This window comes from Roseitalea porphyridii (assembly GCF_004331955.1).
Lineage (GTDB): Bacteria > Pseudomonadota > Alphaproteobacteria > Rhizobiales > Rhizobiaceae > Roseitalea > Roseitalea porphyridii.
Window position 1 is genome coordinate 2,462,028 of the sequence record NZ_CP036532.1, and the last position, 20,777, is coordinate 2,482,804.

Sequence of the window (20,777 nt, forward strand, 5' to 3'; positions counted from 1 at the left end):
ACCGACCATGGCAAAAGATGTACACGAAAACCCCATGGCGGGGGCCCTGCCCGAGGTGAAGGCCGACCCTGTCGCCAAGGGCGTCCTGGGCAAGCACGCCATCCTCGAAAAGAACGCCACGCTGCTGCTGGCCGCCTCTCTGGTGGTCGTCTCGATCGGCGGCATCGTCGAGATCGCGCCGCTCTTCTACCTTGAGAACACGATCGAGGAAGTCGAGGGGATGCGGCCCTACTCGCCGCTCGAGCTGGCCGGCCGGAACATCTACATCCGCGAGGGCTGCTATGTCTGCCATTCGCAGATGATCCGGCCGTTCCGCGACGAGGTCGAGCGCTACGGGCACTATTCGCTGGCCGCCGAGTCGATGTACGACCATCCGTTCCAGTGGGGTTCCAAACGCACCGGGCCCGATCTGGCCCGGGTCGGCGGACGCTATTCGAACGAGTGGCAGGTGCAGCACCTGATCGATCCGCAGTCGGTCGTGCCCGAGTCGATCATGCCGTCCTACGAGTTCCTGATAAACACCGATCTGGAAATCGAGAACGTCTCCGGACACCTGATCGCCAACCGGCGCGTCGGCGTGCCCTACACCGACGAGATGATCGACAACGCCCGTGCGGACCTTGAGGCCCAGGCCGATCCCGACGCGGACTGGTCGGGCATCGAGGAACGCTATCCCAAGGCGGTCACCGGCGATTTCGACGGCAATCCCGATCGGCTCACCGAGATGGATGCGCTGGTTGCCTATCTTCAGATGCTCGGAACGCTGGTCGACTTCTCGGTCTACCAGCCCGAAGAGAACTTCCGCTAAGGGGCCGACAGATGGACTTCGATTACCAAGCCATGCGTACCTTCGCCGACAGCTGGGGGCTGGTCTACCTGGTGGCGATCTTCGTGTTCGTCATCGTCTGGGTGTTCCGGCCCGGTTCGCAGAAACACATCGATGATGCGGCACAAATCCCCTTCAAGGAGGACCGGTAATGGCCGACGACAGAAAAGACATAGATGAGGTCTCCGGCGTCGAGACCACCGGCCATGAATGGGACGGCATCAAGGAACTGAACAACCCGCTGCCGCGCTGGTGGCTGTGGACCTTCTACGCCACCATCGTCTGGACGATCGGCTACACCATCCTCTATCCGGCCTGGCCCGGCATCACCGGCGCCACCGCCGGCGTGCTCGGATGGTCCTCGCGCGGCCAGCTGGCTCAGGAGATGGAGGCGGCCAAGGCCGAGCAGTCGGTCTATATCGACCGCATCGCCCAGACCGACATCACCGAGATCCCGACCGACCCCGAACTGGTCCAGTTCGCCGTCGCCGGCGGTTCGTCCGCCTTCAAGGTCTACTGCGTGCAGTGCCACGGCTCCGGCGCGCAGGGCGGCGAGGGCTATCCGAACCTGAACGATGATGAGTGGATCTGGGGCGGCACGCTCGAGGAGATCGCCTGGACGATCCGCCACGGCGTCCGCCACGAGCCCGACTTCGACACCCGCTTCAACGAGATGCCGGCCTACGGCCGCGACCAGATCCTCGACAGCGGCCAGATCGCCGACGTCGCCTGGTACGTGCGCCAGCTCTCGGGCCAGGAGTACGACGCCGAAGCGGCCGCGCGCGGCGCCGAGACGTTCGAGATCGAATGCTCGGCCTGTCACGGCGTCGACGGCGAAGGCATTCCCGAACTCGGCGGTCCGGCGCTCAACGACGCGATCTGGCTTTATGGCGGCAGCCACGCCGAGATCGTCGCGCAGATCAACAATCCGCAGATGGGCGTGATGCCGGCATGGGGCGAGCGCCTCGGCGAGACCACCGTCAAGCAGCTTGCGGTCTACGTGCACCAGCTCGGCGGCGGCCAGTAACCGCCGCGCGCTCCGGCGAACCAGTCACCGAACGGCGCCTCCGGGCGCCGTTTTTCTTTTGGCACAAGTGCCGGGGCGCGGTTCACCGGCGGACCGATGCCAACCTGTCGCACCCGCCGCCCGGCCCTTGTTGACCCAAGTCAACGACCCGATCGGCACCTCCATCTAGACATGTCGATATGCCGGGGGACGTGCGCGTCACCCCGGCCTCGTGCAAGCCCGGCAAAGAGGCATGAAGTGTTGGACCAGACCGCCGTCGAAAAGCTCGATGTTGAAGCCGTCAACAAGGGCGCCAAGCAGAAGGGCGAGCCGCTCTACGCCGCCCACCAGAAGGTCTATCCCAAGCGTGCCGAGGGTTTCTATCGCCGCCTGAAATGGATCATCATGGCGATCACGCTGGGCATCTACTACATCACGCCCTGGCTGCGCTGGGACCGTGGTCCGTACGCGCCCGATCAGGCCGTGCTGATCGATTTTCCGAACCGGCGCTTCTACTTCTTCTTCGTCGAGATCTGGCCGCAGGAGTTCATCTTCATCGCCGGCCTGTTGGTGATGGCCGGGATCGGGCTGTTCCTGATCACCTCGGTGGTCGGGCGCGCATGGTGCGGCTACACCTGCCCGCAGACCGTCTGGACCGACCTGTTCCTGGTCGTCGAACGCTTCTTCGAGGGCGACCGCAACGCCCGCATCAAGCTCGACAAGGCGCCCTGGTCCGGTGAGAAACTGGCGAGGAAAGTGCCCAAGCACATCGTCTGGCTGCTGATATCGGTGGCGACCGGCGGCGCCTGGATCTTCTATTTCGCCGACGCGCCGACGCTGGCGGTCGACTTCGCCACCGGCCAGGCCCCGCTGGCCGCCTATCTGACCGTTGCCGTGCTGACGGCGACCACCTACGTGCTCGGCGCCATCATGCGCGAACAGGTCTGCATCTACATGTGCCCCTGGCCACGCATCCAGGCGGCGATGCTCGACGAGAATTCGCTCGTCGTCACCTACAATGACTGGCGCGGCGAACCGCGCATGCGCGGCCAGAAGAAGGCGCGCGCGCAGGGGCTCGTGCCCGGCGACTGCGTCGACTGCAACGCCTGCGTGGCGGTCTGCCCGACCGGCATCGACATCCGCGACGGCCAGCAGCTCGAATGCATCACATGCGCGCTGTGCATCGACGCCTGCGACGCGGTGATGGACAAGGTCGGCCACGAGCGCGGCCTGATCTCCTATGCCACGCTCGCCGATTACAACCACAACATGCGCGTCGCCACCGGCGGCGAGGCGACCGGCGCGATCGATCCGTCAAGGGTGCGCGACGACAAGGGCAACTTCGTCGACGCGATCCGCGGCTTCCGCTGGCGCGAGATGCTGCGCGTGCGCACGATCATCTACTTCGCCGCCTGGGGCCTGATCGGCCTTGGCCTGCTGGTGGCGCTCGGCACGCGCGACCGTCTGGAAGTCAACGTTCAGCACGACCGCAACCCGGTCTTCACGCAGCTTTCGGACGGCTCGATCCGCAACGGCTACACGGTCAAGATCCTCAACATGGTCGCCGAACCGCGCACCTTCACGCTGACGCTCGACGGCCTTCCCGGCGCGACGATGGCCATCAACGGGATTGACGGCGAGCCCGCGCGCAGCTTCGATATCCCCGTCGAGCCCGACAAGCTGCGTCCGCTGCGCGTCTTCGTCTCGCAGAGCCCCGATCAGGTCCAGCCCGGATCGACGCCGTTCAGCTTCACGGTCGAAGAGGCCGGCTCCGGCGAGGTAGACGTCTACAACGCCAATTTCGAAGCGCCGGAAGAGTAGGAACCGCCATGCTGCAACGCATCTTCGCACCCGAACGATTCACCGGCTGGCATTTCCTGGCCATCATGCTGGGATGGTTCGGCATCGTCATCGGCGTGAATCTGTTCATGGCCTGGAACGCCACCTCGAGCTGGACCGGCCTCGTCGTCAAGAACTCCTACGTCGCCAGCCAGCAATTCAACGAGGTAACCGCCGAAAAGCGCCGGCAGCTGGCCATGGGCTGGAAGGCCACGCCCGCCTACGAGGCCGGCACGCTGACGCTCGACATGCGCGATGCTGCAAGGGCGCCGATCGCAGACGCCATCATCACGGCGAAGCTGGGCCGGCCCTCCTACGAGGCCGACGACCACATGGTCCAGTTCGCCGAGACCGCCCCCGGCATCTACGAAGGCCGGACCGACCTGACCGCCGGCGTCTGGAACGCGGACGTCACGGTCACCGGCGCTGGCGGCGACGTCTGGACGCGCACGCTGCGGTTCAGCGTCAGGTAGGGCCGATGACCTGTTGCGGGGGAAACATCGCCGCCGACGGCGCCGAAAGCGCGAAAGCCGCCCATGACTTCGCGCGCGCCGAGGAACTGCTGCACGCCGGCCGGTCCCGCGACGACGGAACGGTCGAGTACGTCTTCTCGGTGCCCGACATCCATTGCGGCGCGTGCATCTCGTCGATCGAGCGCACGATCGGCCCGATGCACGGCGTGCGCCATGCCCGCGTCAACCTGTCCCTGAAACGCGTCACGGTGCATCTGGACCCCGACGAGACCGGCCCGGTGGAAGTGGCGACGGCGCTGTCGACGCTCGGCTTTCCCGCCCAGCCGGTCGATCTGGGCGATCTCGACGATCTCGAACGCAAGCGGACCGATTCCGAACTGCTCAAGTCGCTGGCCGTCGCCGGCTTCGCCTCGGCCAACATCATGCTGCTGTCGGTCTCGGTCTGGTCCGGCGCGGACGGGGCGACGCGGGACCTGTTCCACCTGATTTCGGCGCTGATCGCCATTCCGGCCGTCGCCTATGCGGGCCGGGTGTTCTTCCGCTCCGCCTGGACCGCCCTTTCGGCCGGCCGCGTCAATATGGACGTGCCGATCTCGCTGGCCATCATGCTGGCAACCGGCATGAGCCTGTTCGAGGCGATGACCGGCGGACCCAAGACCTATTTCGAAGCGGCGACCATGCTGCTGTTCTTCCTGCTGATCGGCCGCTATCTCGACCAGCGCATGCGCGAGCGGGTGCGCACCGCCGTCGTCCAGCTTTCGCGGCTCGCCGCCAAGGGCGCCAATGTCGCGCTCGAGGGTGGCGAGACCCGCTACATGCCGCTCGACGAGATCGAGCCGGGCATGACCGTGCGCGTGTTCGCCGGCGAGCGCGTGCCGATCGACGGCACGGTGATCGCCGGCCGTTCCGATGTCGACCGGTCGCTGGTGACCGGCGAGAGCATGCCGGTCGCCGCCCGGACCGGCGTCGCGCTCGAGGCGGGCGCGATGAACCTGACCGGCGCGATCGACCTGAAGGTGACCAACGCCGCCGACCGCTCGTTCCTGGCCGAGGTGCGCGCGATGATGGAGGCGGCCGAGAACGGTCGCGGCGCCTATGTCCGCGCCGCCGACCGCGCCGCCCGGCTCTATGCGCCCTTCGTCCACTCGCTTGCCGCGATCGCGTTTGCCGTCTGGATGGTCATCACCGGCGGTGACTGGCACACCTCGCTCTACATCGCCATCGCGCTCCTGATCATCACCTGCCCCTGCGCGCTCGGCCTTGCCGTGCCGGTCGTCCACGTGATCGGCGCGAGCCGGCTGTTCGAGAACGGCATCCTGATGAAGGACGGCGCCGCGCTCGAACGGCTGGCCGAGGCCGACACCGTCGTCTTCGACAAGACCGGCACGCTGACCACCGGCACGCCGACCGTGACCGCCTGCGCCATCGACGACGAAACGGAAACCCGGATCGCGCGGGCGCTCGCCGCCTCCTCCGGCCACCCGGCCTCGCGCGCGCTGATGCGCCATCTCGGAACCGGTGCGCTCGACCGGGGCGAGAACGTCACGGAATCCCCCGGACTGGGCGTCGAGGGCGTCTTCGACGGCCGCCGCGCGCGCCTTGGCCGGATGGGCTGGGTGGCCGCGATCGCCGATGCGTCCGCGGTGTCCGAAGCCGACGGAGGGCTCGCCTTCGCGATCGAGAACGCGCCCGTGCGCTCGGTCACGCTCGGCGAGGACATCCGTGCGGGCGCCCGCGCCACCATCGCCGATCTGCAGAACGCCGGCCTTGAAACCCGGATGCTGTCGGGCGACGCGCCCGGCCCGGTCGAACGGCTGGCGCGCGGCCTCGCAATCGACACATGGCACGCCGAACAGACGCCCGCCGACAAGATCGGCCATGTCGCGGCGCTCGCCGAAGCCGGCCGCAAGGTGCTGTTCGTCGGCGACGGCATCAACGACGCGCCCGCGCTCGCGGCCGGCCATGTCTCGATGGCCCCCTCCTCGGGCTCCGATGTCGGCCGCACCGCCGCCGATTTCGTCTTCACCCGCGACAGCCTCGAGGCGGTCACCGCCGCGCGCGGCATCGCCCTTCGGGCGCAATCGCTGGTCCGGCAGAACTTCGCCCTCGCCGCGCTCTACAACGTCATCGCGGTACCGATCGCCATGGCGGGCCTCGTCACGCCGCTTGTCGCGGCGATCGCCATGTCCGCCTCATCGATCGTGGTGGTGATGAACTCGATGCGGCTGACGCGCGGCGCGCCGACCCCCGATACGCCGACCGCCGGCCAGGCCATGCCGACCGCCACCGCACGGCTGGAGGCCGCAGAGTAATGACACTTCTGTCCGTGCTCATCCCGATCGCGCTGTTCCTCGGCCTGCTCGGCCTTGGCGCGTTCATCTGGAGCCTGAATTCTGGCCAGTATGACGATCTCGACGGCGCCGCCGCCCGAATTCTCGACGACGACGAGGACTGACCGCCGGAGCGGTTTTTGACCATTCGGTAAAACCGGCTTGACCGGACCTTTGGCCGGGCCTAGCGTTCGCCATCGCCCGGCGGCGGGCGCGGTCGGCGCCGCCTTACGCTTTCCGGAGGCCAGCCATGCTCGACAAACCCGTCTCACGCCCGAACGATCTTTCCGCCTACTGGATGCCGTTTACGGCCAACCGCCAGTTCAAGCGCGCGCCGCGCATGATCACCGGCGCCGACGGCATGCACTATGTCACCGACGACGGCCGCAAGGTGCTCGACGGCATCGCCGGCCTTTGGTGCGTCAATGCGGGCCACAACCGGCCCAGGATCGTCGAGGCGATCCAGACCCAGGCGGCGACGCTCGACTATGCGCCCGCGTTCCAGATGGCCCATCCCAAGGCGTTCGAACTCGCTTCGCGCCTGACCGCCCTTTCCCCCGAAGGCCTCGACCATGTGTTCTTCACCAATTCGGGTTCGGAGTCGGTCGAGACCGCGCTGAAGATGGCGCTCGCCTATCACCGGGCGAAGGGCGATGGCGGCCGATTCCGCCTGATCGGTCGCGAGCGCGGCTATCACGGCGTCAATTTCGGCGGCATCTCGGTGGGCGGCATCGTCGCCAACCGCAAGATGTTCGGCACGCTGCTCACCGGCGTCGACCATATGCGCCACACCCATGATCTGTCCCGCAACGCGTTCACGCGCGGCGAGCCCGAGCACGGCATCGAACTGGCCGACGACCTTCTGCGCATCGCCCAGTTGCACGATCCGTCGACCATCGCCGCGGTGATCGTCGAGCCGGTTGCCGGCTCGGCCGGCGTGCTGCTGCCGCCCAAGGGCTATCTGAAACGTTTGCGCGAGATCTGCGACGAGCACGGCATCCTGCTCATCTTCGACGAGGTGATCACCGGCTACGGGCGTCTCGGCACCAATTTCGGCGCCGACTATTTCGGCGTCACGCCGGACCTGATGACCACCGCCAAGGGGCTTACCAACGGCACCGTGCCGATGGGCGCGGTCTTCGCCTCCGACAAGATCCACGACGCGTTCATGACCGGTCCCGACCACATGATCGAGTTCTTCCACGGCTACACCTATTCGGCTCATCCGCTCGCCTGCGCCGCTGCGCTTGGCACGCTCGACACCTATGCCGACGAGGGTCTGCTGACGCGCGGCGCCGAACTCGCCGACTACTGGGCCGACGCGATCCATTCGCTGCGCGACCTGCCGCATGTCATCGACACGCGCAATCTGGGCCTGATCGGCGCCGTCGAACTCGAGCCGATCGCCGGTCAGCCGACCAAGCGTGCATTCTCGGCGTTCCTGAGCGCCTATCACGACCACGATCTGCTGATCCGGACGACCGGCGACATCATCGCCTTCTCGCCCCCGCTGATCATCGGCAAGGAACATATCGACCAGATCGTCGACCGCATGACCAAGGTCCTTACGGCGCTCGACTGACGCCTTGTCGGCCAAGCCCACGCAGCCGACCGTGCCCGTCTGCGCGGGCGGGCAGGCAGGCCGCCCGCGCGCGTCTGCGGCCGGCCGCGCCGCTTCGTTGACCGTATGGTCAAACTTTCTGATTTTTCGCTGGATTTGCATGAAGCGCATTGTCTAGACTTTGGGCTCATGTCCGCGCTTCACGCGGGCACCATAATCAGGGAGAACTTCATGCACGTGAAAACGAAACTCATCGGCGCCACGCTGACGGCCGCACTGCTTGCGGGAACCAGCGTCATGGCAAGCGCCGAGACCCTGCGCTGGGCGCGCGCCGGCGACTCGCTGACGCTCGACCCGCACGCCCAGAACGAAGGGCCCACGCACGCGCTGTCGCACCAGATCTACGAGCCGCTGATCTCGCCAGACATGGCGGCCCAGCAGATCCCGGCCCTGGCGACCGAATGGTACGTCAAGGAAGACGATCCGAACGTATGGGTGTTCGAGCTGCGCGAAGGCGTCACGTTCCACGATGGCGCCGACTTCACCGCCGAAGACGTGGTCTTCTCGATCAACCGGGCGAAGATGCCCGATTCCGACATGAAGGAACTGCTCGTCTCGATCTCCGAGGTGCGCGCGGTCGACGACTACACGGTCGAATTCGTCACCGACGGACCGAACCCGCTCCTGCCCAACAATCTGACCAACACCTTCATGATGGACAAGGGCTGGGCCGAAGCCAACGACGTCACCAAGCCACAGGACTTCGAGGGCGGCGAAGAGACCTACGCGGTCCGCAACGCCAACGGCACCGGTCCGTTCAGGCTCGTCAGCCGCGAGCCGGACACGCAGACGGTTCTCGAGCAGAACCCGGACTACTGGGGCATGGACGACTTCCCGATGGAGGTCACCGAGATCATCTACACGCCGATCCAGAACGCGGCCACGCGCGTCGCGGCCCTGCTCTCCGGCGAGGTCGACTTCATCCAGGACGTCCCGGTTCAGGACCTTGACCGCGTCGGTGACACCGAAGGCCTGATCGTCAACAAGACCGCCCAGAACCGGACCATCTTCTTCGGCATCAATGTCGGCGACGAGGACCTTCAGAACGATACGGTCGAGGGCGAGAACCCGTTCGCCAGCAAGCAGGTCCGCCAGGCCATGAACATGGCGATCAACCGCGAGGCCATCCAGCAGGTCGTCATGCGCGGCCAGTCGGCGCCGACCGGCGTGATCATGCCGCCCTTCGTCAACGGCTGGACCGAGGAACTGGACCAGTATCCGGAAACCGACGTCGATGCCGCCAAGGCGCTGATGGAAGAAGCCGGCTACGGTGACGGCTTCACCGTGACCATGCACTGCCCGAACGACCGCTACATCAACGATGAGGCGATCTGCCAGGCCGTGGTCGGCATGATGGGCCAGATCGGCATCGACGTGAACCTGGTGGCCCAGACCAAGGCCAACCACTTCCCGCTGATCTCCAACAAGGAGACCGACTTCTACATGCTCGGCTGGGGCGTTCCGACCTTCGACAGCGAGTACATCTTCAACTTCCTCGTCCACACGACGACGGACGATCGCGGCTCGTGGAACGGCACCCGCTATTCCAACCCCGAGCTCGACGAGAAGATCAAGTCGCTGGCATCCGAGGTCGATCTGGAAAAGCGCAACCAGACCATCGCGGAAATCTGGGAGGTCGTGCAGGACGAGACCATCTACCTGCCGGTCCACAACCAGGTGCTGAACTGGGGCATGACCGAGAACATCGTCTTCCCGGTGCAGCCGGAAGACCAGCCGCACTTCAAGTTCATGCAGTTCAACTAAGCGTGACCGCGACGTGACACCGAAAGGCTTGGGGGCCCTGTGCCCCCGGCCTACCCTGACCCGCCCGGCCGATGCCGCAACCGGCCCGACCGAAAGGGGAAATCTCATGAAAACCAAGAGCTTCATCGCCGCGACGGCGCTGCTTCTGGCAGCCGGCGTGGCGCACGCAGAAACGTTCCGCTGGGCCGCGCAGACCGACCCGCAGACGATGGACCCGCACGCGGTCAACTCGACCCCGGTGCTGGGCTTCCTGAACAACGTCTATGAGGGCCTCGTCCGCCGCGACAGGGACATGGCCGTCGAGCCGGCGCTGGCCGAGAGCTGGGAACCGCTGGGCGGCGATGGCTGGCGCTTCAACCTGCGCCGCGACGTCACCTTCCACAACGGCGCCGAGTTCACCGCCGAGGACGTCCTGTTCTCCTATGAGCGCGCCTCCTCGGAGGCGGCCGACACCGCCTCATGGTTCGCGCCGGTCTCCGAGGTGCGGGTCGTCGACGACTACACGATCGACTTCATGACCAGCGCGCCCAATCCGATCTTCCCGGATTCGATCGCCAACTTCATGATCATGGACAGCGGCTGGGCCGCCGAGAACGGCGTCGAACTGCCCGCCCGCGATGCCGAGAACTTCGCCACGCTGAATGCCAACGGCACCGGCGCCTTCCGCCTCGTCGAGCGTGACCCGGGCCTCAGAACCGTGCTCGAACCGTTCGAGAACTGGTGGGGGGAAGCCGAACACAACATCACCCGGGCCGAGTTCACGCCAGTGCAGAATTCGGCCACCGCCGTCGCCGCGCTGCTGACCGGCGAGGTCGACATGATCAACCCGGTGCCGATCCAGGACGTCGAGCGCATCGAGGCGCGCGACGGCGTGTCCGTCATCCAGGGCATCGAGGCGCGCGTGATCATGCTGGGCTTCGCCCATCAGGCGGACGCGTTGAAATTCGCCGACGATGCCGGCGCGCCGAACCCGTTCCGGGACGTGCGCGTGCGCCAGGCGGTGGCCCACGCCATCAACGTCGATGCGATCCTGCAGACGATCATGCGCGGCGCCGCCGAACCGGCGGCACAGCTCGTCAGCCCCGCGATGCGCGGCTATGTCGACGCCCTCGGCGACCGCCCCGCCTTCGATCCGGACCGGGCGCGCGCGCTGCTCGCCGAAGCCGGCTACGAGGACGGTTTCTCGTTCGGCCTCAAATGCACCAACGATCGCTATCTGAATGATGAATCGGTCTGCCAGGCGATCGTCTCCATGCTGGCCCAGGTCGGCATCGAAGCGGAACTCGACGCCATGCCGGTGCGCAACTACTGGCCGGAGCTGCGCGAGGACAATTTCGACATGTACCTCCTGGGCTGGTCGCCCGGCACATTCGACCACGAGCACCCGATCCGCTTCCTTGCCGCCACGCCCGATGAGGAAAAGCGGCTTGGAAGCTGGAACTTCGGGGATTTCTCCAGCGATCGTGTTGACGCGCTGCTGCCGATGATCCAGTCGGAAATCGACGACGCGGCGCGCCAGGCGATGATCGACGAAGTCGCGCAGATCCTGCAGGACGAGATGGCCTATGTGCCGCTCTACGTTCAGCCGCTGCTGTGGGGCGTGCGCGACGGCATCGAACTGACCCAGCGGCCGGACAATTTCTTCATTCTGCGCTGGGTGACCGTCGAGTGACGTTCGCACCCGCGCACGACGGACGGACCAGGGCCGTCATTCCGGGGCCACGTCCCCTTGTCGTCATTGCGGAGCCGCGTAGCGGAACCCGGAATGACGCCGGACAGACGGATCGTTAAACCCCATGCTCGCATTCATCATCAGACGGGTCCTGCAATCGATCGTCGTTCTGCTGATTGTCGGGCTCGTTGCCTTCTCGCTGTTCCGGTTCGTCGGCGATCCGATCGACAATCTGCTCGGGCAGGAACGCACCATCGAGGACATCGAGCGCCTGCGCTCGGAACTCGGCCTCGACCAGCCCTTCCCGGTCCAGTACTTCAACTTCCTGCAGGGCGTCGCACAGGGCAATCTCGGCGTCTCCTACCGCCAGGGCCGGCCGGTCGCCGACATTCTCGTGGAACGCGCGCCCGCAACACTCGAACTCGCCGCCGTCTCCGCGCTTCTGGCCATCCTCATCGGCGTCACGCTCGGCGTCTACACCGCGATCCGGCGCGACGGCTGGCTGTCGAACTTCATCATGACATCGTCGCTGATCGGCGTGTCGCTGCCGACCTTCCTGATCGGCATATTGCTGATCTACGTCTTTGCGGTCGAACTCGGCTGGCTGCCGAGTTTCGGACGGGGGGAGACCGTCCGGATCGGCTGGTGGACGACAGGGCTCCTGACCGAATCCGGCCTCAAGGCGATCATCCTGCCGGCGATCACGCTGGGCCTTTATCAGATGACGCTGATCATGCGCCTCGTCCGCGCCGAAATGCTCGAAGTGCTGCGATCGGACTATGTCAAGTTCGCCCGCGCGCGCGGGCTCGGCCAGCGCTCGGTCTATTTCCGCCATGCGCTGAAGAACACGCTGGTGCCCGTCATCACGATCACCGGCCTGCAGCTCGGCTCGATCATCGCGTTCGCGATCATCACCGAGACCGTGTTTCAGTGGCCCGGGGTCGGGCTTTTGTTCATCAACTCCATCCAGTTCGTCGATATCCCAGTCATGGCCTCCTACCTGATGCTGATCTCGGTGATGTTCGTCGTCATCAACCTGGTGGTCGATCTTCTCTATTTCGCGATCGATCCGCGCCTTTCGGCCAGCCGCGGCGGAGGTCACTGACATGAACGCCATCGGCCGCGCCCTCGATTCCGACCTCGCCTACCGGTTCCGCAAGTCGCCTGTCGCCATGGTCGCCGCCTTCGTCGTCGTGCTGCTGATCGGCAGCGCCGTGTTCGCGCCGTTCATCACCAGCCAGAACCCGTTCGATCCGGCGTCGCTGAACCTGATGAACGGCTTCTCCGAACCCATGCAGCCCAACCAGTTCACCGGCGAGACCTTCATTCTGGGCACCGACGACCAGGGCCGCGACGTGTTCGCGACCATCCTCTACGGCATGCGCATCTCGCTGTTCGTCGGGTTCTCGGCCGTCATCTTCGCCATGGTGCTCGGCGTCACGCTGGGCCTTCTTTCGGGTTATGTCGGCGGGCGCACCGACACGATCATCATGCGCATCGCCGACGTGCAGCTCACCTTCCCGGCGATCCTCGTGGCGCTTTTGATCTTCGGCATCGCCAAGGGCATCACCCCGCCGGACCGGCGCGACGAGGTGGCGATCTGGGTGCTGATCTTCGCCATCGGCCTGTCCGAATGGGTGCAGTTCGCGCGCGTCGTGCGCGGCGCCACGCTGGTCGAAAAGAGCAAGGAATATGTCCAGGCGGCGCGGCTGATCGGCCGTTCGCCACTCGCCATCATGGTCCAGCACATCCTGCCCAACACGCTGTCGCCGGTGCTGGTGATCGCCACCATCTCGCTGGCGCTCGCGATCATCGCCGAGGCGACCCTGTCGTTCCTTGGCGTCGGCGCGCCACCCACCCAGCCCTCGCTCGGCACGCTGATCCGCATCGGCCAAGAGTTCCTGTTCTCGGGCGAATGGTGGATCCTGTTCTTTCCGGCGCTGACGCTGCTCGCCCTTGCCCTGTCGGTGAACCTGCTCGGCGACTGGCTGCGCGACGCGCTCAATCCGAAGCTGAGGTGACCGCCATGGACGACGTGCTGCTCTCCGTGCGCGATCTCGTCGTGCAGTTTCCGACCCGGGGCGGCCTGCTCACCGCGCTCGACGGCATCTCGTTCGACATCAGGCGCGGCGAGGTGCTGGGCGTGGTCGGTGAATCGGGCGCCGGCAAGTCGATGACCGGTTCGGCCATCATCGGGCTGATCGAGCCGCCCGGCCGCATCGCCGGCGGCGAGATCCGGCTCGAGGGGCAGCGTATCGACAATCTGTCGATGGACCAGATGCGCACCGTGCGCGGCCGCCGCATCGCGATGGTGTTCCAGGACCCGCTGACCTCGCTCAACCCGCTCTTCACGATCGCCGAACAGCTCGTCGAGACCATCCAGACGCATCTGCACGTTTCGGCCAAGGAAGCCCGCCAGCGCGCCATCGGCCTGCTCGACGATGTCGGCATTCCGGCAGCCAGCCGCCGCATCGACGACTATCCGCACCAGTTCTCCGGCGGCATGCGCCAGCGCGTGGTTATCGCGCTCGCCCTTGCCGCCGAGCCCGAACTGGTCATCGCCGACGAGCCGACCACCGCGCTCGACGTGTCGGTTCAGGCGCAGATCATCGACGTGCTCAAGCGGCTGTGCGCCGAACGCGGCGCCTCGGTCATGCTGATCACCCACGACATGGGCGTGATCGCCGAGACGGCCGATCGCGTGGCGGTCATGTATGCCGGCCGGATCGCCGAGATCGGTCCGGTGCGCGACGTCATCAAGGACGCGCTGCACCCCTATACGTCCGGCCTGATGGGCTCGATCCCGACGCTCGCCCAGGAAGAGGACCGGCTCGTGCAGATCCCCGGCGCCATGCCGCGTCTGACCAACATCCCGCCCGGCTGCCCGTTCAACCCGCGCTGCCCGAAGGTGTTCGACCGCTGCTATGTCGAACGGCCCGACCCGATGCCCCATGGCACCCGGCAGGTGGCATGCTGGCTCTACGACGAACCCAGCATAAAGGCCGCCGAATGAGCGACGTCCTCGTCAAGGTCGAAAACCTGACCCGCACGTTCGACGTGTCGATGCCCTGGCTCAACCGCGTCATCGAGCGTCAGGAGCGCCAGTTCCTGCGCGCGGTCGACGATGTGAGCTTCGAGATCCGGCGCGGCGAGACCTTCGCGCTGGTCGGCGAGAGCGGCTCGGGCAAGTCGACCATCGCCAAGATGGTGGTCGGCCTGCTGTCCGCATCAAGCGGGCGGATCCTGTTCGACGGGCAGACCATGGACGTCAATTCGAGCGCCGCGATGACCGCGTTGCGCTCGCGCTTCCAGATGATCTTCCAGAGCCCCTATGCGAGCCTGAACCCGCGCTGGCGCGTGCGCGACGTGATCGCCGAACCGATGAAGGCGTTCGGCACGTTCGACAGCAGCGCCGGCATCGACAAGCGCGTCGACGAACTGCTCGATCTTGTCGGTCTTGGCGCCTCGGACGCGGGCAAATATCCGCACGAATTCTCCGGCGGCCAGCGCCAGCGCATCGCCATCGCACGGGCCCTGTCGTCGAACCCCGAATTCATCGTCTGCGACGAACCGACCTCGGCGCTCGACGTCTCTGTGCAGGCGCAGATCCTCAACCTGATGCGCGATCTTCAGGACGAATTGGGCCTGACCTACCTGTTCATCAGCCACGACCTGTCGGTCGTCCGCCACATGGCCAACCGGATCGGCGTTCTGTATCTCGGCGCGCTGGTCGAGACCGCCGACGGCAAGGAATTGTTCCGCAATCCGCGCCATCCCTATACGCGCATGCTGCTCGAAGCGGTGCCGGACCTGGAAATGACCGGCAAGAAGCACGAGGCGGTCAAGGGCGAAATCCCCAACCCGATCTCGCCGCCATCGGGCTGCACCTTCCACCCGCGCTGCCCCTACCGGTTCGAGCGCTGCCCGAACGAAGTCCCCCAGCCGGTGCCGACGCCGACCGGCGAAGCCAAATGCTTCGCCGTGGAGGAAGGGCGGATCTGAGGGTCACCCGCCGCTGACGTCATTCCGGAACTTGATTCCGGAATCCATCGCGGCGTCGGCATCGCCTGGATACCGGGATCAGGTCCCGTATGACGCTTCGTGTGAGTGCCCCCACCCCTCCCCCATACATGTGGGAGGGGAGACCTCGGCATCACACGAGACTTCAGACTTCGAGCGTGGTTCGATTTTCACAGTGGGGCGGTATGAGGAAGAGCGGATCTGAGGGCCACCCTCAACTGACGTCATTCCGGAACTTGATTCCGGAATCCATCGCGGCGTCGGCATCGCCTGGATACCGGGATCAAGTCCCGGTAGGACGCTTCGTGTGAGTGCCCCCACCCCTCACCCCTCCCCCATAAATGTGGGAGGGGAGACCTCGGCATCACACGAGAACTCAGACTTCGAGCGTGGTTCGGTTTTCACAGTGGGGCGGTATGTTGACGACCCCCTCCCAACTGTATGGGGGAGGGGTAAGGGGTGGGGGGTATCCCTCTCAGAACGAAGGACCAGCGCCTACCCCTTCCCCAGCTCCGCAAGGCCCGCCACGCCGCGTTCGCGGGTGAAGCCGAGCCGGCCGCCATCGGCCGAAAAGCTCAGCGCGTTGACCGCGCCGGCCTCGTGCTCGTCGGCGACGGGCACGAACGCCTGGCTCTTGCGGTCGAAAAGGGCGACAGAGCCGTCCACATAGCCGATGGCGATCTGCTGCGAATTGGGCCGCGAAGCGACCGTGCGCGACAAAAGGCTCTGCTCGGGCGCGAACACGCCCGCCTGCTGGCCGATCGGCCCGTCCGCCCCGAAGAACGGCCACAGCACCAGCACGTCGGCGCCGGCGGTCGCAAGATAGCGACCGTCCGCGGTCCAGTCGAACGAGACCGGCTTGGCCGGATAGCCGCCCATCCGGCCATGCTTTTCGTCGGGCTTGTCGATGCGCCACACATGCAGCGCGTTTTCCAGCATCGAGGTCACGCAGAAGCGCCCGTCCGGCGAAAAGCCGACCGCATTGTGCGCGCCCTGCCAGTTCAGCATTGTGGTTTCGGAGGGTTTGGACAGCCGGATCAGGAACGCCCCGCCATAGACCGCCGCACCGAGCCATTTGCCGTCGGGCGAAAAGGAAAGATCGGCGATCGAGGACGGCGCGGTCGCCTCGACCGGCGTATCGGCGCCCTTCGGCAGGAGGAAGATCGTCTTGCCCGCCGTCCACGCCACGTGCCCGCGCGGTGAAGCGGCGACCGTGTCGACCCATTTGCGCCCGGCGTGCAGAACTTCGGGCTCGCCCTCGGGGCGCACGCGGATCGCCCTGCCGTCGTCGCCCGCGGTGACGATCGTGCCTGTCTTCTGGTCTGTGGCGACGGCCAGCACCGCGCCCTCGTGCAGCTTGCGATGGCTGACGGCGCCGTCGAAGCCGCACACGTGCACGTGCCCGTCGCCATCGGCGACCGCATAGGCGTTGCCGGCAAAGCCGCCGCCCGTCAGCGGCACGCCGACTTCCAGTGCTTTCAGCGTCAGGTTCATGCGTGCGCCGGCTGCTTGGCCCGGCACTTGAAGAACCCGTCCTCGATGATGTCGCGCGGCAGGTTTCGGCCGATGAAGACCATACGGCTGACGCGCGGCTCGTCCTGGCGCCACGGCCGGCTGTGATCGCCCTCCAGCATCATGTGGACGGCCTGCGCCACATAGCGCTTGGGATCGTCCGGAAAGGCGACGATGCCCTTCATGCGCAGAAGATCAATGCCGAATTCCTGCGTGATCGTCTGCACCCAGGGGAAGAACTTTTCGGGATCGAGCGGTTCCTCGGAGACCAGCGAAAAGGACGACACATGCTCGTCATGCCGGTTCACGTCGTGATGATGGTGGTGGTGGTGATCGTGCCCGTGATGATGATGGTCCTCACCCAGAAAGTCCGGCGCGTTCTCGAGAATGCGGTCGAGATCGAAGGCATGCCGGCCCAGGATCGTCTCGAGCGGCACGTCGGCGCGCTGCGTGCGCACGATCTGCGCCGTCGGGTTGATCCGGCGGATGCGTGCCTCGACCGCCGCCAGATCGTCCTCGCCGACCAGATCGGTCTTGTTGACCAGCACGATGTCGCCGAACGCGATCTGCTCCTGCGCCTCGGGCGCCCGGCCCAGTTCGTCCGTCAGGTGCCTGGCGTCGGCGACCGTGACGATCGCATCGAGCCGGGTGCGCGCGGCGATGTCCTCGTCGACGAAGAAGGTCTGCGCCACCGGCGCCGGGTCAGCCAGGCCGGTCGTCTCGACGATGATGCCGTCGAACTGCCCTGCCCGCTTCATCAGCCCCGACAGGATGCGGATCAGATCGCCCCGCACCGTGCAGCAGATGCAGCCATTGTTCATCTCGAACACTTCTTCATCGGCGTCGACGATCAGATCGTTGTCGATACCCACCTCGCCGAACTCGTTGACGATGACGGCATACTTCCTGCCGTGGTTCTCGGTCAGAATGCGGTTGAGCAGCGTCGTCTTCCCGGCGCCCAGATAGCCGGTCAGCACGGTGACGGGCGTCTTGTCGGTGGCCATGTCCATCAGATGATCCTTCCGGTCTGTTGCGCGCAGATGTGCGCCCCTCGCCGCGATCTTTCAAGCCCGCCGCAACCCGTTGGGCGACCCGGAACCCGGCTTCACCGCCCCGGGGCGCGAAAGCTCAGAACGCCGCCATCTTGCGCCGCACGCGGGAAAGGAAGGCGGCGCGGCTGTCCGGCGTCGACACATCCATCAGGTAATGCGCCATGAACACCGTTCTGCAGCGCTTGTGGAACAGGGCCCGCATGCCCCGCGCCAGCGTCCGCCGGCCGGGATGGCCGACGACATGGGTCCACCAGCGCGGCGCCCCGCAGGTGGTCACGATGCCGAGCTTGCGGACATGGGTCATCTTCGGCCGGATCGGGCCCGGTCCGGTCGGGATGTCGAAGGTGATCTCGGGCGTCCAGACCCGATCGAGCCAGCCCTTGAGCATGGCCGGCAGGCCGTACCACCAGGTCGGATAGACGAACACCATCGCCTCGGCCCATTTGAGGTGCTCGGCCTGTTCGGGCATGGGGTGCGGATTGCCCGGCTCGTTGTAGGCGCGCCGCTCGGCGCAGCCCATCACCGGATCAAATCCGATGGCGTAGAGATCGAGAAGCCGCGTTTCGTGCCCCGCCTCGCCCAGCGCTTCGAGCACCGCGTCCCGCAGCGCCGCGCAGAAGCTGTCGGGCACCGGATGGCAGTAGATGACCAGCACGCGCATCAGAACGCGTCCATCTCGCGTCCCACCATCTCCATGAACCGTTCGCGGATGCGCGGGGTCGACCGATTCATGTCGTACTGCGCCAGATAGCGCACCGACGCGCCCGGCCTGACCGTCAGCCGCAGCACCCGCTCGACCAGCTTGCGCGGCGGATCGCCGGCCAGCAGCGCCCGCGTGCGCGAACCGCCATAGGTGGTGATCACCGCGACCTTGCCGATGTTGTGCAGGCACGGCACCACCCGGCCGTTCTCGATGGTGAAGGACACGCCGGGCAGGAACACCCGGTCGAAGAACCCTTTCAGGATCGCCGGGTAGCCGAAATTCCAGACCGGGTAGCACAGCACCAGCGCGTCGGCCGCCCGCAGCCGCTCGACGTAAGGGCGCACCGGCTCGATGTTGGGACCGATCTCGTGATAGCCGCGCCGCTCCTGCGGTGACAGCCGCGGATCGAAATCCTCGGCGTAGAGGTCGCAATCGTCGACCGCGTGCCCGGCCGCCGCGAGCCGCTCCACGGCGAGCCTGTGCAGCGCGCCGCCGAAGCTCTCCTCGACCGGATGCGCGTGAAGAACCAGAATGCGCATGACCGTCCCCGTCAGCTTGCCTTCTGCAGGCCCTTGAACAGCCAGACCCCACCGGACGCGTAGTCATAGTCGGGGTCGTCCCAGGCGATCATCTTGCCCGGGTTGAGCAGGCCCTTGGGATCGGCCTCGCGCTTGAAGGCAAGCTGCACCGCGTCGGTCTGCTTCATGCCGCCCTCCTCGAGCGTGTAGCGGTGCGGGTTGAAGATCGGCGCGCCAGTAGCGCTGAAGATATCCATGATCTCCTCGAGCCGTTCCTCGGTCGAAAAACGCACCATGGGCAGGCCGAAACAGGTCACGTCGCCGTCGAAGCGCACGAATTCGAGATGGTCGATCACCTCGCCTTCGAACCGCGTGTGCAGTTCCTCGATCAGCGCAAGCTGGTTCGGGAACGGGTAGAGCACCTGCAGATATGTGATCGCAGGATCGACGCGCAGGCCGCGCAGCGTGGTGTGATTCCAGCTCAGCTCGAACGCCGGCGGCAGGCCCTTGAGGTCGTCGGCGCCCAGTTCGGACTGGTTGAAGGCGATGCGCCCGCCATGGTCGGCGGCGAAGGCGAGGAAGGCGTCGAGCGACTGCGGCGCGACCATCACCAGCACCGTGTTCTCGCCTTCGCGCAGGAACTTCCGGTGGCGCTTGAAATAGTCGTACGGCGCAGGGGCCGCGACGACGGCGTTCAGCTTGAGCAGGATGCCGTCCTGCCGGCCAAGCTCGTTGCCGAAACGCGCGGCCTCAAGAAAATCGTCGAAGGCGACGATCACGTCGACCCAGTCATAGGCCGTCGTCAGCGGCATCTCGACCTCGGTGATGATGCCGTTGGTGCCATAGGCGTGCGTGACCTTGTGCAGGTCCTGCCCGGTCAGTTCGAGCACCCGCGGTTCGGCCTCCATCGTCACCACGCGCAGCCGGATCACGTTGCCCCAGTCGCGCAGGCCGCCCCAGCGGATCGAGCCGACCCCGCCCGATCCGCCGGCGATGAAGCCGCCGATCGTCGCCGTGTGCGCGGTCGAGGGATGCATCCGAAGCTCCTGACCGGAACTGGCTTTCGCCGCCTTGTCGAGTTCGGCGCAGATGACGCCCGGCCCGCACACCACGCGCCCCGGCGCGATCTCACGGATTTCGTTCATGTCCGCCAGCGACAGCACGACGCCGCCCGACAGCGGCATCGCCTGGCCGTAATTGCCCGTGCCCGTGCCGCGCGGGGTCACCGGCACGTCATGGGCGTAACACGCCTTCAGCACGCGGATCAGTTCGTCCTCGTTCTTCGGCGAGACGATCAGATCGCCGGTAACGTGTTCGAGCCGTTCCTTGAGCACGGGCGAATACCAGTAGAAGTCGCGGCTCTTCTGCTGGACGATCTTCTCGTTGTCCTCGGTCTTGATGCCGTCGATCGCCGCGCGCAGCGCGTCCAGATTGCCCATGG

19 protein-coding genes are annotated in these 20,777 nt (G+C 66.1%); 14 read left to right on the plus strand and 5 right to left on the minus strand.

Annotation, left to right across the window (positions count from 1 at the left end):
* Window positions 1-34: 34 nt before the first annotated feature.
* The 14 genes from ccoO (at window position 35) to E0E05_RS12050 (ending at window position 15,533) form a co-directional block, all read left to right on the plus strand.
* Entirely contained in the window at window positions 35-808 is a 774-nt protein-coding gene (gene ccoO / locus E0E05_RS11985) for a cytochrome-c oxidase, cbb3-type subunit II (protein WP_052288117.1), read from the plus strand.
* Window positions 809-819: 11 nt separating this feature from the next.
* Window positions 820-978, plus strand: a complete 159-nt coding sequence (locus tag E0E05_RS11990; RefSeq protein WP_052288118.1) for a cbb3-type cytochrome c oxidase subunit 3 — start codon at window positions 820-822, stop codon at window positions 976-978.
* Window positions 978-1,853: a cytochrome-c oxidase, cbb3-type subunit III gene (gene ccoP, locus E0E05_RS11995; protein WP_131616925.1), complete on the plus strand. Its 876-nt coding sequence runs from the start codon at window positions 978-980 to the stop codon at window positions 1,851-1,853. Before E0E05_RS11990 ends, ccoP begins: the two co-directional genes overlap by 1 nt.
* A gap of 237 nt (window positions 1,854-2,090) precedes the next feature.
* Entirely contained in the window at window positions 2,091-3,653 is a 1,563-nt protein-coding gene (gene ccoG, locus E0E05_RS12000; RefSeq protein ID WP_131616926.1) for a cytochrome c oxidase accessory protein CcoG, read from the plus strand.
* Window positions 3,654-3,661: 8 nt separating this feature from the next.
* Entirely contained in the window at window positions 3,662-4,144 is a 483-nt protein-coding gene (locus E0E05_RS12005) for a FixH family protein (protein ID WP_131616927.1), read from the plus strand.
* A 5-nt stretch (window positions 4,145-4,149) separates the two neighbouring features.
* Complete coding sequence (locus E0E05_RS12010; protein WP_131616928.1) at window positions 4,150-6,456, plus strand: heavy metal translocating P-type ATPase; 2,307 nt, start codon at window positions 4,150-4,152, stop codon at window positions 6,454-6,456.
* Window positions 6,456-6,599: a cbb3-type cytochrome oxidase assembly protein CcoS gene (gene ccoS / locus E0E05_RS12015; protein ID WP_131616929.1), complete on the plus strand. Its 144-nt coding sequence runs from the start codon at window positions 6,456-6,458 to the stop codon at window positions 6,597-6,599. The genes E0E05_RS12010 and ccoS overlap by 1 nt, the downstream gene beginning before the upstream one ends.
* A 125-nt stretch (window positions 6,600-6,724) precedes the next feature.
* Window positions 6,725-8,056, plus strand: coding sequence for an omega-aminotransferase AptA (gene aptA / locus E0E05_RS12020; protein WP_131616930.1), 1,332 nt, complete (start codon window positions 6,725-6,727; stop codon window positions 8,054-8,056).
* A gap of 210 nt (window positions 8,057-8,266) precedes the next feature.
* Complete coding sequence (locus E0E05_RS12025) at window positions 8,267-9,859, plus strand: ABC transporter substrate-binding protein (RefSeq protein WP_131616931.1); 1,593 nt, start codon at window positions 8,267-8,269, stop codon at window positions 9,857-9,859.
* Between the two features lie 106 nt (window positions 9,860-9,965).
* Complete coding sequence (locus E0E05_RS12030; RefSeq protein WP_131616932.1) at window positions 9,966-11,531, plus strand: ABC transporter substrate-binding protein; 1,566 nt, start codon at window positions 9,966-9,968, stop codon at window positions 11,529-11,531.
* A 124-nt stretch (window positions 11,532-11,655) separates the two neighbouring features.
* Entirely contained in the window at window positions 11,656-12,636 is a 981-nt protein-coding gene (locus tag E0E05_RS12035; RefSeq protein ID WP_131616933.1) for an ABC transporter permease, read from the plus strand.
* A gap of 1 nt (window position 12,637) precedes the next feature.
* Window positions 12,638-13,552, plus strand: a complete 915-nt coding sequence (locus tag E0E05_RS12040; RefSeq protein ID WP_131616934.1) for an ABC transporter permease — start codon at window positions 12,638-12,640, stop codon at window positions 13,550-13,552.
* A 5-nt stretch (window positions 13,553-13,557) separates the two neighbouring features.
* Window positions 13,558-14,544, plus strand: coding sequence for an ABC transporter ATP-binding protein (locus E0E05_RS12045; protein WP_131616935.1), 987 nt, complete (start codon window positions 13,558-13,560; stop codon window positions 14,542-14,544).
* Complete coding sequence (locus E0E05_RS12050) at window positions 14,541-15,533, plus strand: ABC transporter ATP-binding protein (RefSeq protein ID WP_131616936.1); 993 nt, start codon at window positions 14,541-14,543, stop codon at window positions 15,531-15,533. Before E0E05_RS12045 ends, E0E05_RS12050 begins: the two co-directional genes overlap by 4 nt.
* 513 nt (window positions 15,534-16,046) lie before the next feature.
* On the opposite strand, the gene E0E05_RS12055 is transcribed toward E0E05_RS12050, so the two are convergent.
* From E0E05_RS12055 to E0E05_RS12075, 5 genes are all read right to left on the minus strand, one after another.
* Complete coding sequence (locus tag E0E05_RS12055) at window positions 16,047-17,045, minus strand: WD40 repeat domain-containing protein (protein WP_131616937.1); 999 nt, start codon at window positions 17,043-17,045, stop codon at window positions 16,047-16,049.
* On the minus strand, window positions 17,042-18,073 hold the full coding sequence (locus tag E0E05_RS12060; protein ID WP_131616938.1) for a CobW family GTP-binding protein: 1,032 nt from the start codon (window positions 18,071-18,073) through the stop codon (window positions 17,042-17,044). Before E0E05_RS12060 ends, E0E05_RS12055 begins: the two co-directional genes overlap by 4 nt.
* Window positions 18,074-18,191: 118 nt before the next feature.
* Window positions 18,192-18,776: an NAD(P)H-dependent oxidoreductase gene (locus tag E0E05_RS12065; RefSeq protein WP_131616939.1), complete on the minus strand. Its 585-nt coding sequence runs from the start codon at window positions 18,774-18,776 to the stop codon at window positions 18,192-18,194.
* Window positions 18,776-19,357, minus strand: a complete 582-nt coding sequence (locus E0E05_RS12070; RefSeq protein WP_131616940.1) for an NAD(P)H-dependent oxidoreductase — start codon at window positions 19,355-19,357, stop codon at window positions 18,776-18,778. Before E0E05_RS12070 ends, E0E05_RS12065 begins: the two co-directional genes overlap by 1 nt.
* A gap of 11 nt (window positions 19,358-19,368) precedes the next feature.
* Window positions 19,369-20,775 (minus strand): FAD-binding oxidoreductase, encoded by a 1,407-nt coding sequence (locus tag E0E05_RS12075; protein WP_131616941.1) that lies wholly within the window; start codon window positions 20,773-20,775, stop codon window positions 19,369-19,371.
* Between the last annotated feature and the right edge of the window lie 2 nt (window positions 20,776-20,777).

Bases quoted from the DNA above. Each gene is read 5' to 3' on its own strand.
- ccoO (WP_052288117.1), top strand. From the start codon at position 35: ATGGCGGGGGCCCTGCCCGAGGTGAAGGCCGACCCTGTCGCCAAGGGC.
- E0E05_RS11990 (WP_052288118.1), top strand. From the start codon at position 820: ATGGACTTCGATTACCAAGCCATGCGTACCTTCGCCGACAGCTGGGGG.
- ccoP (WP_131616925.1), top strand. From the start codon at position 978: ATGGCCGACGACAGAAAAGACATAGATGAGGTCTCCGGCGTCGAGACC.
- E0E05_RS12005 (WP_131616927.1), top strand. From the start codon at position 3,662: ATGCTGCAACGCATCTTCGCACCCGAACGATTCACCGGCTGGCATTTC.
- E0E05_RS12010 (WP_131616928.1), top strand. From the start codon at position 4,150: ATGACCTGTTGCGGGGGAAACATCGCCGCCGACGGCGCCGAAAGCGCG.
- ccoS (WP_131616929.1), top strand. From the start codon at position 6,456: ATGACACTTCTGTCCGTGCTCATCCCGATCGCGCTGTTCCTCGGCCTG.
- aptA (WP_131616930.1), top strand. From the start codon at position 6,725: ATGCTCGACAAACCCGTCTCACGCCCGAACGATCTTTCCGCCTACTGG.
- E0E05_RS12025 (WP_131616931.1), top strand. From the start codon at position 8,267: ATGCACGTGAAAACGAAACTCATCGGCGCCACGCTGACGGCCGCACTG.
- E0E05_RS12030 (WP_131616932.1), top strand. From the start codon at position 9,966: ATGAAAACCAAGAGCTTCATCGCCGCGACGGCGCTGCTTCTGGCAGCC.
- E0E05_RS12035 (WP_131616933.1), top strand. From the start codon at position 11,656: ATGCTCGCATTCATCATCAGACGGGTCCTGCAATCGATCGTCGTTCTG.
- E0E05_RS12040 (WP_131616934.1), top strand. From the start codon at position 12,638: ATGAACGCCATCGGCCGCGCCCTCGATTCCGACCTCGCCTACCGGTTC.
- E0E05_RS12045 (WP_131616935.1), top strand. From the start codon at position 13,558: ATGGACGACGTGCTGCTCTCCGTGCGCGATCTCGTCGTGCAGTTTCCG.
- E0E05_RS12050 (WP_131616936.1), top strand. From the start codon at position 14,541: ATGAGCGACGTCCTCGTCAAGGTCGAAAACCTGACCCGCACGTTCGAC.
- E0E05_RS12055 (WP_131616937.1), bottom strand. From the start codon at position 17,045: ATGAACCTGACGCTGAAAGCACTGGAAGTCGGCGTGCCGCTGACGGGC.
- E0E05_RS12060 (WP_131616938.1), bottom strand. From the start codon at position 18,073: ATGGACATGGCCACCGACAAGACGCCCGTCACCGTGCTGACCGGCTAT.
- E0E05_RS12065 (WP_131616939.1), bottom strand. From the start codon at position 18,776: ATGCGCGTGCTGGTCATCTACTGCCATCCGGTGCCCGACAGCTTCTGC.
- E0E05_RS12070 (WP_131616940.1), bottom strand. From the start codon at position 19,357: ATGCGCATTCTGGTTCTTCACGCGCATCCGGTCGAGGAGAGCTTCGGC.
- E0E05_RS12075 (WP_131616941.1), bottom strand. From the start codon at position 20,775: ATGGGCAATCTGGACGCGCTGCGCGCGGCGATCGACGGCATCAAGACC.